A 13,362-nucleotide genomic window follows, 5' to 3' on the forward strand; every position below is an offset into this window, starting at 1 on the left:
GTGGGGCGCCCCGGGCGCTCACATGGTCTCGGTGAGGATGTGCAGGGCGAACCAGCCGCTGAATCCGAACCAGGTGGCGGCGAATATGGCTCGGCCGACTCTGCTGGTACGGGTGCGGAACATGCGGCGGACGTTCTCCGACAGGGTGTCCTCGTCCCGCTTGTTGGCCAGGGCGATGCCCTCGGCCAGGGCAAACGCGGCGGTCCAGGCGATCCAGATGGCGGCCCACATGGCGGCTACTCCTTCGGTTCGGGGAGGGGGCGGGGGCCGTGGCCGTCGTACGGGGCGGCGTGGCCGGTGTCGATCAGGTCGGTGTTCAGGCATGCGCCGCTGACGGACCTGATGGTGGCGAGCCATCGGCCGTACTTTTCGCGGCGGTGGGTCTCAACGACGAGGCCGGGGCCATGCTGAGCGAGCCAGTCGGTGACCCAGGCATTCGCTGCTTTGCCCTCATCGGTGTTCTTCTCGGGGGTGTTCAGGCCCGTCAGGCGGACGCGTTGGCGTGTGCGGATGGTGAAGCCGAGGTCTATGTCGAGGTCGAGGGTGTCGCCGTCGACGACGTGCTCGAGCGTGGCGGGGTAGGTGTTCACGTCAGTTCGCCTCCTCGGCGGTTGCGTAGTGGAGGCGGCATCGGCAGTTGACCGTCAGGGCGATCGGTGCGAATGGGTCGCCGGGGTAGCGGAGGCTGGAGCCGTCGACGGTGTACGGGGTGCCGACGGGGAGCGTCTTGCCGTTCAGCGCCTTGTGGGCGGGGCGTACGCGGTCGTCTCCGCGGGTGATCCAGGTTCGGACGACGCCGGGGCCGGCGTGTTCGGCGGCGGCGTCTGCGGCGCCGTTGATGGTCGAGATGGCGCAGGTCTCGGCGATCCGGGCGATCAGGGCGGGCTCTGCGGAGTGGTAGTGGCTGACGACGGTGTGCTCCAGGTCGCCCACGTCCTTGGCGTCGTTCTGCGCTGCGGCAAGTGCGTCGGCGAGTTCGGTGAGGAACGCGGTCACGGCCTCGCCGGCGAACGCCGCGGTGACGATGGCGGCCGCGGCCGCGGAAGGGGGAACGTCGTCTGAGCCGGTGAGGGACTGCCCCACCTTGCGGGCGGTGGCGATGGCTGCCTGCTGCAGCATCGGCGTCAGGGTCTGAGAGGTCTCCTCAGCCCAGCGGGCGGCGCTGACGACGCGGTTCTGGTCGAGGTCGGCGTCGCCGTGCCGGACGTCGTTGTCGTTCTCCGGCTGCCAGTACCGCGTGTACTTCCGGATCTTCGGCGCGCGGAGCCGGGCCAGGATGACGCCTTCCTGGCGCGCCAGGAGGGCAGTGACGGCGGCTGCCACGGCCATGGAGAGGGCGTCGAAGTCGTCGTCTGTGACTTCGTATCCGTCGTCCTGGGGGAGTGCCTTGCTCTCGATCGTGTCGCGAGCGGCGGCAACGTCCTCGAAGGCCTCGCCAGGCTGGGTCTGCTCTCGTGCGCTGCGGGCGCGGTCGACGTCGGCGGCCGCATCGCCCGGGGCGGCCGCGGTGTTCGTGGCGCGCGCGGAGGCGACGGCATCCGCGGCGGTGCTGCCTGCGGGCAGTGCGAGGGGGGCCTGCGCTCGTGCCGCGGCGACGGCGCCCGCCGCGTCCTGGCCGGGCCCAACGGCGCGCGCGGCTGCCACGTCCGCGGCCGCGGAGTCTTCCGTAGCTGCGCCCTGGGGGAGCGAGGTGCCGGTGGGCGCCGAGCCGGACATTCCGCCGGTGGCCGGGTCGGGACCGAGGCCGAGAGCCGCGGCGTCCTGCGGGTTGGCGGGTATGGGTGCCTTCTGCGGGCTGATCCACAGGGCGCGGGACTGCGGGACGTTGAACGCTTCCCGGCCCGCGATCTCCCGGTACTCGTCGATGGTGATGAGGCCCTTGTCGAACTCCTCCCGGGCTTCTTGCCGCGCCTGGCGGCGGGGGAACTCGAGGGCCTGAACGCGGGAGGTGTCGAACCGGACGGTCCAGCCGTCGTCCAGCTCAGGGTCGAACCCGGAGGCCACCAGGTTGAGGTGTGGAAGTTCGGTGTGGTCCCAGAAGTTCCACTCTTCCCGGTCAGCGTTGGCATACGTGCGCTCCGAGGCGTTGCCGACGATGCTCTCGGGCACACCGAAGGCGGCCAGGATCTCGCCCTTGGAGATGCCGGCCAGCGTCTCGTACGCCATCTCGCGCGGCCGCGCGGAGGTGTCCACGTACGTGACACCGCCAGGGCCGGTGCCGACGAGGGTGAGCTGCCCGGCGTTGTGCGCGCCCGGGGCCAGGCGCTTCTGGATACGGTCGACTTCACGCGGGTCGACGCCGTCCAGGTCGATACCGACAATTCCGCCCGGTCTGCCGTCATTGTCAATAAATGAGATGTTGTATGTGCGGGCCTTGACGTCCAGGTCGACGGACAATCCCGCGGCCTCAAGCGGGGTGACACCGCAGAACGGATCGGTGGGGTGGGGGTCCCTGATCCAGATGACGTGTTTCGGCTTCAGTTCCCGGACCTGGCCGGCGTAGTTGGTGAACTCGAAGTGCTTGAGGTAGTCGCCGTTCTCGTCGTCCGGGATGATCTGGACGCGGTCCGGTGGCAGCAGATCGAGCCGCGTGAGGGTGCCGCCGCGTGAGTAGGTCTTCTCGATGAACACGCCCTTCTTCGACAGAAGGAGCTGCGCGCTCAGCCGCTTCTTGAAGACGTCGGCGGTCTCCAAGGGGTTGGCCTTCTTGTTCAGCAGGCGAAGAAGCGGGTGGTCGTCGAGGGTCTCCTTGAAGCGCCGTTCGTCGCCTCCCCGGCCTATCTGGATTGGCAGGGTACTGGCGTGCTTGCTGATCGCCTCGATGGACTTGAAGGTCCAGATGCTGCGTTCGTAGCCCTCGACGATGACGCGCTCGAGATCCCAGCCGTCCGCGCGGCCGGGCGTCCCCCAGATGTTCGTGACGCCGGCGTACGTCATCGACACGTACGCGTTGCCCGCCAGGAGATCCTTTGTCTCCGTGGGCGGCGGAGGTGCAGCGGTCCGCGGGACGAGGAGACCGCGGAGTCCGGGGAAGAGTTGGCGGGGCATCAGGCCCCCTCATCGCTGGACAGCCACAGGCCAGCGGCGACAGCAAGGATGCTGATGGCCAGCCATCCGAGCGGCGGCAACAGGTAGAACAGAACGGCGGTCTGCCCCGCGTAGCCGCTGAACGCGGCGATGGCTCCGGCGTCTTGCTGCCATCGGCGCTCGGAGTTGCGGCGGACGAGAACACCACTGGCGCACAGGCCGACGAGGGCGGCGGACAGGCCCGCGGTCCAGTGCAAGGCGCCCAGCGCCCCGAGGCCGCCGAGCACACCGAACGAGAGCAGGAGGAACCCGAACGCCTCCCGGCCGATCTTCGCGTCGGGGAGCACCGACCCAGTGATGTCGGTGGTGGCGACAATCGGGTCGCCGTTCGACGGCTGAGGTTGCTGAGTAGTCACGCCGCGCACCATGAACAGCGGGCGGCGTTAGTGTCGCGTGCTCAGCGTGGGGGCCGTGACACGCCGGACATGTAGGCGCCGATGCCGCGGCGCTGGATGGTGCCGCCGGGGACGACGCGGGCGTTCCTCGGCGGTACGGGGATCTTCCGCTTCGCGCGGGTGCTCTGGTCGCCGCCGATCAGATGTCGGTTGTCGATCTTGGCTGCGCAGTCGTCGCCGCGTACTTCGTCGTACGGGCGTCGGCAGCCCTTGCAGTACACCTCCAGGGCGTCAACGCGCTGCCCTTCGACGGCCTTGAAGCAGCCGCGGTAGTCCGCGATCTTCGCGACCTTGGGCGTGACCTCGATCTCCGCGGCCACCACCCACACGTGTGAGAAATCCGGCTTCTCCTCCGTTGGCGGCGGGGCCGGGGGCTCCGTGGCGGACTCCTCAAGCGTCTTGGTCTCCGCCTTGGGCGCCATCTCGGGCCCAAGCCAGGCGAACAAGCTCTCTTGCAGGTGCGACCGGTGGCCGGTCTCGGATGAGAGGGGAGCTATCGCGGTAGTCACCGTTCCTCCGGAGCGCTGCGGGGTTGACGTAAACCGCAACCCCCTTCACAGCCCAAACGTCAACGGCCGTGATCTGTTACACGTGGCCCGTCTGGGGCAACTCACTGGAGTGGATCAACACCTTTGCGTGATCATTGAAGGTCACAGATGTGATCATTTCCGACGCGCCAGAAGGCCGTGCGAAGCCCCCAGATCTGATCTTCTGAGAGGGATAGGGTGGGGCATTCCACGATCCATCTCGGAGGTGCCCGCCCGGTGGCCGACAGCTTTGTTCACCTGCACAATCACACCGAATACTCGATGCTCGACGGCGCTCAAAAGCTGAAGCCGATGTTCGCTGAGGTCGACCGGCAGGGCATGCCAGCCGTTGCCATGAGTGACCACGGCAACATGTTCGGTGCGTACGAGTTCCATCAGGTGAGCCAGGGCTTCGAGAACGTCAAGCCGATCATCGGGATCGAGGCGTACGTCGCCCCATCCTCGCGCCGCAACCGCAAGCAGGAGTTCTGGGGTCCGGGCGGGCAGCGCGCCATGTCGGACGACGGCGAGGGATCGAAGGACGTCTCCGGCGGAGGCCGCTTCACCCACATGACCATGTGGGCCCAGAACGTCCAGGGCCTCAAGAACCTCTTCTACCTGTCCACCGAGGCCAGCTACACCGGGCAGTTCCCCGCGGGCAAGCCCCGCATGGACATGGAGCTGATCAGCGAGCACGCCGAGGGCATCATCGCCACTACCGGCTGCCCCTCCGGTGCAATCCAGACCCGGCTGCGGCTGAACCAGTACGACGAGGCGAGGCAGGTCGCCGCGGCCTACCAGGACATCTTCGGCCGGGAGAACTACTTCCTGGAGCTGATGGACCATGGTCTCTCCATCGAGAAGCAGGTCCGGGATGGACTGCTGCGCCTGGCCAAGGACCTGAACATCCCGCTCCTGGCCACCAACGATGCGCATTACATCCACGAAGACCAGGCTGACGCACACGACAACCTTCTGTGCATCGGAGTCGGCAAGAACAAGGCCGACGAGAAGCGGTTCCGGTTCGCTGGCGCCGACTACTACCTCAAGACCGCAGAGCAGATGCGCTCGCTGTTCTCCGAACTTCCGGAAGCGTGTGACAACACGCTGCTGATCGCTGAGCGCGTCGAGTCATACGACAGCGTCTTCGAGAATGTCGACGAGATGCCGCAGTTCCCCGACGTGCCGGAGGGGGAGACCCAGGAGTCGTGGCTGCGCAAGGAGTGCCTCAAGGGCCTGGAGATGCGCTACGGCGCCCCGCTTCCCGCCGAGGTGATGGAGCGGTTCGAGATCGAGATGTCGGTCATCGGCCCCATGGGCTTCTCCAGCTACTTCCTCGTGGTCGCGGACATCTGTAAGTACGCCCGCGACAGAGGCATCCCGGTCGGGCCCGGCCGTGGCTCGGCCACAGGCTCGATCGTCGCGTACGCGACCCGCATCACAGAGCTGTGCCCGCTGGAGCACGGCCTGCTGTTCGAGAGGTTCCTCAACCCCGAGCGCATCAACCCGCCGGATGTCGACCTCGACTTCGACGACCGCCAGCGCGACACGATGGTGCGCTACGTCACCGAGAAGTACGGCGACGAGTACACGGCCATGGTCAATACGTTCGGCAAGATCAAGGCCAAGAACGCGATCAAGGACAGCTCGCGCATTCTCGGCTACCCGTTCTCCCACGGTGAGCGGATCACCAAGGCGCTCCCGCCGGACATCATGGGCAAGTCGATCCCGCTCGACGGGATCTTCGACCCGGCGCACCCCCGTTACGGCGAGGCGGGCGAGATCCGGACGATGTACGAGAACGAGCCGGACGTGAAGAAGGTCATCGACACCGCCAAGGGTGTCGAGGGCTTGACCCGCGGCACCGGCGTGCACGCGGCAGCGGTCATCCTGTCCAAGACGAAGTTGACCGACCGCATCCCGCTGCATATGCGCGCCAAAGACGGCGTCAAGATCACCGGCTTCGACTACCCCAGTTGCGAAAACATGGGGCTGGTCAAGATGGACTTCCTGGGCCTGCGGAACCTTGGCGTCATCGACCACGCGCTGAAGAACATCCGCGAGAACCGCGGCGTCAAGCTGGCCACGGTCGACCCCGGCGACGGCGACAACAGCGTCACGGTCATCCCGCTCGATGACAAGAAGACCTTCGAACTCCTTGGCCGTGGAGACACCTTCGGCGTGTTCCAGCTCGACGGCGGCGGCATGCGCGCTCTGCTCAAGCTGATGGAGCCGTCCCGATTCGAGGACATCGCGGCTGCCCTCGCCCTGTACCGGCCGGGCCCGATGGCAGCCAACGCGCACACCAACTACGCGCTGCGCCAGAACGGCAAGCAGACCCCGGACCCCATCCACCCCGATCTGAAGGAAGTCCTCGACCCGATCCTGGGCTCGACCCACCATCTGCTCATCTTCCAAGAGCAGATCATGGCCATCGCACGGACCTTGGCCGGGTACACCCTCGGCGGCGCCGACATGCTGCGCCGCGCTATGGGCAAGAAGAAGCCCGAGGTGCTGGCAGCCGAGTGGCAGAAGTTCCACGATGGCATGGAGGCCAACGGCTACTCGGAAGAGGCCATCAAGGCGATCTGGGACGTCATGCTCCCGTTCTCCGGCTACGCCTTCAACAAGTCGCACACGGCCGGTTACGGCTTGGTCAGCTACTGGACCGCATACCTCAAGGCAAACTACCCGGCCGAGTACATGGCCGCACTGCTCACCTCCGTCGGCGACGACAAGGACAAGGCGGGCATCTACCTCGCTGATGCCCGCAAGCTCGGCGTCACCGTCCTGCCGCCTGACGTGAATGAGTCACTGGCCGAGTTCGCGGCCGTCGGCGACGACGTGCGATTCGGCCTTTTGTCGGTGCGCAACGTCGGTGACAACGTCATTGAGGCGATCATCGCGGCCCGCAAGTCCAAGGGGAAATTCACCTCCTTCACGGACTTCCTCGACAAGGTCGAGTTGCCGGCGCTCAACAAGCGGGCCATTGAATCGCTCATTAAGGCGGGTGCGTTCGACTCACTCGGGCATACCCGCAAGGGTCTGTCCGCTGCGCATGAAATGGCTATCGACGCGGTTGTGCCGCTGAAGAAGGCCGCGGCCTACGGCCAAGATGACCTTTTCGCGGCGATGGGCGGCGATGATGGAGGCGATGGGGCTGGGGTCGGTCTCGATATAAGGATCGACGATGGTGAGTGGCCTCGGAAGCAACTCCTGACGAGTGAGCGGGAGATGCTCGGCATGTACGTCTCCGCGCATCCCTTGGACGGCACTGAGCACATCCTTGCTGCCAATCGGGACACCACGATCGTCGACCTTGTGTCGTCGGGACGTACCGAGGGCTTTGTCCGGCTGTCCGGGCTGATCACCAGCGTTCAGCTCAAGATGACCAAGCAGGGCAACAACTGGGCAATCATCAACCTCGCCGACCGCGACGGGACGCTCGAAGTGCTGTGCTTCCCTGCCGTGTATCAGCTCGTCTCAGGTGCACTGGTCGAGGACAGCGTCGTGACGTTGGAAGGCCGTATCCAGGACCGTGACGGAACTCTAAATGTCGCTGCTCGGGAGTTGCAGGTGCTCGACATCACCTCAGCTGAGCGCAACGGCGCAGCCCCAGTCCAGCTCACGTTCCCCTACCACCGCATCAGCGAGCCCACAGTGAAGGAGCTCAAGCGGATCATGAGGGCCCATCCAGGGGAGAACCCAGTTCTCCTGTCGGTGCGTGGCCCTCAGAAAACCACCGTGTTCCGGCTCCAGTCGACGGTGAACGCGACGACGATTGCGTCTGACATCAAGGGTTCCTTCGGCCAGGACGCATGGCAAGGCGTGGCATGAACGACGACCAGCACAGTGATCCGCAGGGCGAGGACGCGATCCTGCTTAAGGTCGACGAAACCCCCCCGTGTCCGCGCTGCGGCGGCAACACGGTGCTCCTCGCCCGGTACCAGCACTCCTGGAAGAACAACCGCGACGAGGACGTCCCCGGGATCAAGGAAGCAGTACTGTGCAGCGGCTGCGATCAGACAGACCCTGCAGCCGCTGAACTGCTCGCCCTGTTCATCGTGGACGAGCATGTGATGCCGGAAAACCTGGAGACCTTCGGCGGACTAGCGGCCGCCTGGGTGGAGTCAGTCCGTCAGCGGACGGTCGATGAAGCACTCCTCACCGAGCAGCACGAGATGTGGCGCTGCGGCGAGCTCTGATCTAAGCCGTGGGGGCTTCCTGGCTGGACGCCGGGAAGCCCCCACTGGCATCAGATGAGTGCGTTGTGCAGACGCAGCACGTGCGCCACCATCCCGTCGTGCTGCGTTGGCTGTTGCTGCTCCAGCCGTAGGGCGGCGGCCGCCAGCTCTTCCGCGTCGACGAACTTGCCATCGATCAGCGGTGATCCCGTGTCCAGCATCGTGCGGATCGCTGCCGGGCCGAAGCGGGTGAGGGCCTGGTGCAGCACATCGTGGAAGTTTTCCCGCAGCGGCGGATGGGTCACCTCCGGGTCGAAGCCGAGGCGCTGGAGGCGGGTGCGGGCCAGGTGCTTGTTCCGGCGCCATGAGAACGGCAGCCACTGGCCGAACCGCCACAGCGCTGGATCGGCGAGCGGGTACAGCGGCCACACTCCGGCCCGCAGGTACATGGGCGCACCGCAGGCGAGGGCGCGGAGTGTGGAGTCGGAGATCGGGGGTGCTGGGGGAATTCCGCTCTCCTGGTCCCGTAGGGCCTCGAACGTGCTGGGGGTGAGCCAGCGGGGGACGTCTGAGGGCGCCAGCGGCGGGTGTGGTTCCGGCGGCAGGCTCAGCATCTCGTCCCCGCCCACCCCGGCCGCGGCCCAGAGCACGCCGTCGGCCTTCCACTTGGCGAGCAGCCGGCTGTGCCCGGCAATGTAGATCTCCTCGTGGGGTCCCAACTGCACGCGCGGGGCGTGCCGCGGGTCCAGCGGCAGGTAATCGGCGGCACGCAGCACGGTGTCCCGGAAGCCGCCATAGCGGATCATCGCCTCCCGGCGCCGCTTCTGCTGTTCCCCGGCAGCACCTTCCTGGATCAGCGCTCCGCTGAAGAGGACGGGCCCGTGGCGGGTGGCCAACGACATGGCCACGTTGCTGCTGTCCATCCCTCCGGACAACTCGACCGCGGTCCGCTCGGGTACGTAGTGGTGGTCTGCCAATACCGCGTCGAGGAGCCGTTCGTAGCCGTCGAGGACCCTTGCATCCGGGGCGAGTTCGCGGGGCTCATCGTGGCGAGCAGGCTCAGGCATCCGCACGCGGAGTTCCCCATCATGGAACCAGGCGCTAGAGCGTTCGGTGAGCAAAGAGATGCCCTGCCACGCGGTGCGGGTGCTGTAGTGGCCGGTCAGGGCCAACAGCCGGGCGATCTCGATGGGGTCAAGATGCTGGTTGGGCATCGCGCTGCGCAAGCGCGTCACGTCCCAATGCCCGTGCAAGATGCCGTGATTCGCCGTCAAGTAGACAGGAGCCGGAGCGTGCGCTCCGGTGCTGACTGTGATCCCGTTCGGGGTGATCTCGATGAGATGGTGTGCCCGCGCCCACGAAGTCGCCTCACTGAACGCTTCGCTGTAGGCCCGCGTGCTCAATGGCCTTGGTGAGCCTGGTGAGTGGGGCAGCAGTCCGGGCGCTCGCTCGCGTACCTGGAAGACAACACGTTGGCTGTCCTGGGCCGACCAGGTTTCCAGCGCGGGATGATCGTAGGGGGAGATCCAGGAGGAGCCACTGCGCCAGCGGTCACCGGCCCACTCCCATGACGTGCTGATCGACGCGGTATCGAACCGCATACTCAGCATCAGCCGCTCCTTAGCTCGGAGACTGGGACGGGGCCCCTCGCAAGGAGGGGCCCCGTTGAGGACAGAGGGTCAGTCGTCCTCGTTGACGCGCTGGTCACCCTGGCCCGAGGGCTTGCGGTGCCGGGCCTCGGGGGTCGGCGCCGTGGTGCGGGCCGAGGTGGTGAACATCTCCTCCAGGTCGTGGAGCACCGATTCGGCGTTCATCGCATTCCTCCTTGAACGAGTCGGTCCGTGAACGTGCTGACGACGGTTCCTACCCTGTGCAGTGCTGGGATCAGTCCTCGTCGTCTTTGACGTGTGAGCTGATGCTGATGGCGCAGCACCAGATTGGTGCGGGCCCCATCGTCATGCGGGCGCGCTCACTCAGTGGGTGGGGCGGGGACCACCGACGATCCCCGCCTCACGTTCAGCGCGGTTCGGAGCGGTCAGGCTGCGACGGTGGGTGTCGACGGCTTCAGGGTCACGGTGGTGTCCGGGCGCAGCGCCTTGTTGTTCTGGACGGCGCCGCAGTTGTTCGCGCCGGTGCCCACCAGGCCGCCGGCCGCGAGCTCGGTCCACTCCTCGACGTCCGCCGCGGTCACGCCCATGCCGGGCGCGTCCAGGGCGAGGCTCTTCGATTCGACGACGGTGTCGCTCATGCGGGATCTCCTTGTTGTGCGACGGGATACAGATGTCAGGCGGTCTTGCTTGCGACCGCCACCACGACGGCTTGGCCGTCTTCCACTGGCCGGACCGTGCTGGTCAGCCAGCCCGGTCCGACCGCCAGCAGCCCGGGGGAGGGACGGAAGGTGACTTCCCTTCCCCAGGGCAGACCGGGCATCGCGGTTCCCTCGCTCCCCGCGCGGGGGTCGAGGAGAGCCACGGACCCGGAGTCTTCGTGCTTCGGCTGGGTGGCGTGCAGGAAGCACCAGCCGAAGAGATCGGATGATGAGGCGTATTGGGGAAGCTCGAAGCCGCGGCGCCAGACCTGGACGGTCATCTTGATCGTGCCGTCGGGGCGCCTCGCCTCAGACAGCCTCATCTCGTCGGTGGCCGCATAGCTCGGCACACCGCCCTGAAGTCCGTGCTCCTGCTCCAACTCGTCCATCGCGGAGATGAATTCAGCGCGCAAGGTGTCTGGGTCAGTCAGCGCGGTTTCCAGGGGCAGGAACTCCTGCTGCGGGCCTTCGAGGGGGATGTCGAAGAGGCGGATGATCGTCGCCAGGTCGATTCTGCGTACGCCGCAGGCGGTCTCCCACAGGCGGGTGACGGTCTTCTCGCCCGGCTTCAGCATCGTGCTCATGAAAGGGCCTCCGATGTGTCGAATGCGGCGTTCCAGGCGATGCAGATGCGGGTCCCTCCGTCGTGGAGCGTGGCCTTCACACTGTGTGGGAGCCAGGAGGGGAAGCCGACGAGGAGCCCGGGCCGGGGCTGGACGGAGTAAACCCCCGGGGAGCCATGGCGGGCGACGGCGGCCGGCCGCGGGTCAAGGAGTTGGAGGTGCCCGGCGTCTGGGCCCACGCCACCGGTCTCGATGTAGTAGGTGCCGGAGAACACCGAGTCGTGGTGCGTGTGCTGCCGGTGGCTGCCGCCCTCGTGGTAGACCACGGCCCAGCCCTCGGCACGGATCGCGGACTTCTCGAATACCCGCGCCGCCAGATCTTCCTTGTCGGACAGGGCATCGAGGGTGAGGTCGCGGATCGCGTGAAGAATGCGTTCGCGCAGCCAGTCGACGGCCGGGTGGTCCCAGCGCAGGATGTCGAGGCTGGACTTCTGCGCCCCGATGACGCCGAACCGGTACTCCGGTTGCTTCGCTTCAGCCTCAAGGATCAGGGTCCGGAGCTGGGAATTCATCTCCTGGACCGTCTCGAGGCCGAGCCCCGGGCCGTCCATCGCGGTCAGGTCGGCCTGGTAGAAGCCGGTCGGCCAGGCCGTGAAGGTGGTCGAATGGGTTCGCGTCGTCGTCATATCGCCTCCTTGAGTTGGCCGGCGACCGTGCGCCCGGCCGGGGTGAGGTCTGCATCGAGCTCGTCGAGCAGCGCGAGGCAGCCGCGTCCGTACGCGGTGAACATTTCGACGCGCTCTCCGCCGTGCACGCCGAGGGCCTGGTACATGCACAGGGTCGCTGCGGCCACGTGGGCGGCACCGATGACCTCGCGTGGGGCCCGGTTGGGGGTACCGGAGGGCAGGGCGACGCGGCGCGCGTGGGGGACGTCGAAGGGCCACAGCTCCTCGATCAGGTAGAGCCACTGGTGGCACATCTCATGCACGATCAGCTCGTCGAGCGCTTCGTTGCTGTCGAATGACGGGTCCCCGAGGAGAACGTGCTGGGGCCACAGGTAGCTGGAGGCCGACAGAGAGGTGTCTCCCTGCTCCGTCAGATGGAACTCCACGGGAAGAGCCATCAGGGGGCGCCAGTGGGGGAGGAGATCCGCGAGCCGGTTCACGGAGCGCCTGATCCTCCGAAGACGGGCGACGGGGACCGGCCGTACGGGGAGCGGAGAGGCGCCCGGCCGGGTCATGACTGCGACCTCGGGGGTCAGCCAGTCCCTGGGTTCCCCGGAGACGGGCAGCCCTGCGACATTCATCCTCTGGCCGTTCATCAGCCGGACCGCGACCACCCCGCCGAAGAGCATCGGGATGGAGAAACTCCGGTCGGTGAAGGGGACACCATTGAGGACAGTGACGTCGGTCTGTGCTCCGAGCGGCATCAGGCGGTCACCCCCGCGGCCTTTCGTGGCCGAGGCCCGTAGATCTCCCACGGCGGCATGATGACCTCCGGCCGCAGGGGAACCCGGACGAAGAGGTCCGAGCGGGCCAAGCGGCTGGCGTCGAGGCCGGGTGCGAAGTAGCCAGTCCCGGAGCGCCGACCGGTCTGCAAACAGGGCGCCGCGTACTTGGCGTACGGGTTGCCGACGAACAGCTCCTCCGCCTCGGGCAGGCTCTGCGCAACCAGTTCCGGACCGCACACGACGCCGTCGTATTGGTCGTAGCCGAAGCGGTCGTGTCCGATGAAGAAGTCGTCTACGGCCACCACGCCTCGGCGGACGGAGGTGAGTTCGTCCCGCAGTGGCCATGCTTCGAGCCAGTGAGCGTCCAGGTAGACGAGGGGGCGATCCAGGCCGTCCAGGAGGCTCGGAAGAAGGTCAGCGGAGTCACCGTGAAGGACTGTCGCGTTCTGATTCTGCTTGAGCCTGTGCCGTGTGAAAGCCGCGTGGTTCTCGTCAACGTCACAGGTGCGGACGGGTAGTTGCGAGTATCGGTTCGCCAGGTATTCAGTGGTGTCGCCGAGAAAGCAGCCGGTTTCGACGATGCCGTCACAGCCGTACGCGTCGACCAGGAAGTCGACCTGCAGGGCGGTGGTGATGTCGAACCCGAACGGGCCCCCACCGTCGCTCAGTTGCTCCTGACCGAGGCGCGCGGTGGTGTAGAAGGTGAGTAAAAGGGAGGTCAGTCTCAGGTCTTCAGGTGGCGCCATGTACTCCTCCGCGCAGGTGTGCGTCATTTGGCAGTTGGTTCCTCGGTCACCGTCGTTCGAGGAACGAGGTGCTTGAACCCTGCCGCCGAGGGGGAGTTACAC

Annotated in this window: 14 protein-coding genes; 2 read left to right on the forward strand and 12 right to left on the reverse strand. The window is 66.7% G+C overall.

All coding sequences use genetic code 11. The features are described from left to right. Window positions 1–18 precede the first annotated feature (18 nt). The 5 genes from ACZ4RZ_RS38220 to ACZ4RZ_RS38240 are packed head-to-tail and all read right to left on the reverse strand — an operon-like array spanning window position 19 to window position 3,928. A complete protein-coding gene (locus ACZ4RZ_RS38220; RefSeq protein ID WP_467751718.1) occupies window positions 19–231 on the reverse strand; it encodes a hypothetical protein in 213 nt (70 codons plus the stop codon). A 5-nt stretch (window positions 232–236) separates the two neighbouring features. Next, entirely contained in the window at window positions 237–590 is a 354-nt protein-coding gene (locus tag ACZ4RZ_RS38225; RefSeq protein ID WP_467751720.1) for a thermonuclease family protein, read from the reverse strand. Between the two features lies 1 nt (window position 591). Beyond that, complete coding sequence (locus tag ACZ4RZ_RS38230; RefSeq protein ID WP_467751721.1) at window positions 592–3,048, reverse strand: phage portal protein; 2,457 nt, start codon at window positions 3,046–3,048, stop codon at window positions 592–594. After that, on the reverse strand, window positions 3,048–3,443 hold the full coding sequence (locus ACZ4RZ_RS38235; protein WP_467751723.1) for a hypothetical protein: 396 nt from the start codon (window positions 3,441–3,443) through the stop codon (window positions 3,048–3,050). The genes ACZ4RZ_RS38230 and ACZ4RZ_RS38235 overlap by 1 nt, the downstream gene beginning before the upstream one ends. 41 nt (window positions 3,444–3,484) lie before the next feature. Then, complete coding sequence (locus ACZ4RZ_RS38240) at window positions 3,485–3,928, reverse strand: hypothetical protein (protein ID WP_467751724.1); 444 nt, start codon at window positions 3,926–3,928, stop codon at window positions 3,485–3,487. 318 nt (window positions 3,929–4,246) lie between these two features. On the opposite strand from ACZ4RZ_RS38240, the gene dnaE reads away from it, so the two are divergent. Continuing rightward, window positions 4,247–7,846: a DNA polymerase III subunit alpha gene (dnaE, locus tag ACZ4RZ_RS38245; RefSeq protein WP_467751726.1), complete on the forward strand. Its 3,600-nt coding sequence runs from the start codon at window positions 4,247–4,249 to the stop codon at window positions 7,844–7,846. Continuing rightward, on the forward strand, window positions 7,843–8,214 hold the full coding sequence (locus ACZ4RZ_RS38250) for a DUF6300 family protein (RefSeq protein WP_467751728.1): 372 nt from the start codon (window positions 7,843–7,845) through the stop codon (window positions 8,212–8,214). Before dnaE ends, ACZ4RZ_RS38250 begins: the two co-directional genes overlap by 4 nt. A gap of 50 nt (window positions 8,215–8,264) precedes the next feature. On the opposite strand, the gene ACZ4RZ_RS38255 is transcribed toward ACZ4RZ_RS38250, so the two are convergent. From ACZ4RZ_RS38255 to ACZ4RZ_RS38285, 7 genes are all read right to left on the reverse strand, one after another. Next, complete coding sequence (locus ACZ4RZ_RS38255; protein WP_467751730.1) at window positions 8,265–9,428, reverse strand: hypothetical protein; 1,164 nt, start codon at window positions 9,426–9,428, stop codon at window positions 8,265–8,267. Window positions 9,429–9,872: 444 nt separating this feature from the next. Further along, on the reverse strand, window positions 9,873–10,007 hold the full coding sequence (locus tag ACZ4RZ_RS38260; protein ID WP_467751731.1) for a hypothetical protein: 135 nt from the start codon (window positions 10,005–10,007) through the stop codon (window positions 9,873–9,875). A gap of 221 nt (window positions 10,008–10,228) precedes the next feature. Continuing rightward, window positions 10,229–10,441, reverse strand: coding sequence for a hypothetical protein (locus ACZ4RZ_RS38265; protein ID WP_467751733.1), 213 nt, complete (start codon window positions 10,439–10,441; stop codon window positions 10,229–10,231). Between the two features lie 35 nt (window positions 10,442–10,476). Beyond that, on the reverse strand, window positions 10,477–11,085 hold the full coding sequence (locus ACZ4RZ_RS38270; protein WP_467751735.1) for a hypothetical protein: 609 nt from the start codon (window positions 11,083–11,085) through the stop codon (window positions 10,477–10,479). Next, entirely contained in the window at window positions 11,082–11,750 is a 669-nt protein-coding gene (locus ACZ4RZ_RS38275; RefSeq protein ID WP_467751737.1) for a putative 2OG-Fe(II) oxygenase, read from the reverse strand. Before ACZ4RZ_RS38275 ends, ACZ4RZ_RS38270 begins: the two co-directional genes overlap by 4 nt. Continuing rightward, on the reverse strand, window positions 11,747–12,493 hold the full coding sequence (locus ACZ4RZ_RS38280; protein ID WP_467751739.1) for an aKG-HExxH-type peptide beta-hydroxylase: 747 nt from the start codon (window positions 12,491–12,493) through the stop codon (window positions 11,747–11,749). The genes ACZ4RZ_RS38275 and ACZ4RZ_RS38280 overlap by 4 nt, the downstream gene beginning before the upstream one ends. Beyond that, a complete protein-coding gene (locus tag ACZ4RZ_RS38285; RefSeq protein ID WP_467751741.1) occupies window positions 12,493–13,287 on the reverse strand; it encodes a class I SAM-dependent methyltransferase in 795 nt (264 codons plus the stop codon). The genes ACZ4RZ_RS38280 and ACZ4RZ_RS38285 overlap by 1 nt, the downstream gene beginning before the upstream one ends. Between the last annotated feature and the right edge of the window lie 75 nt (window positions 13,288–13,362).

This window comes from Streptomyces sp. NPDC027189, from assembly GCF_055566975.1.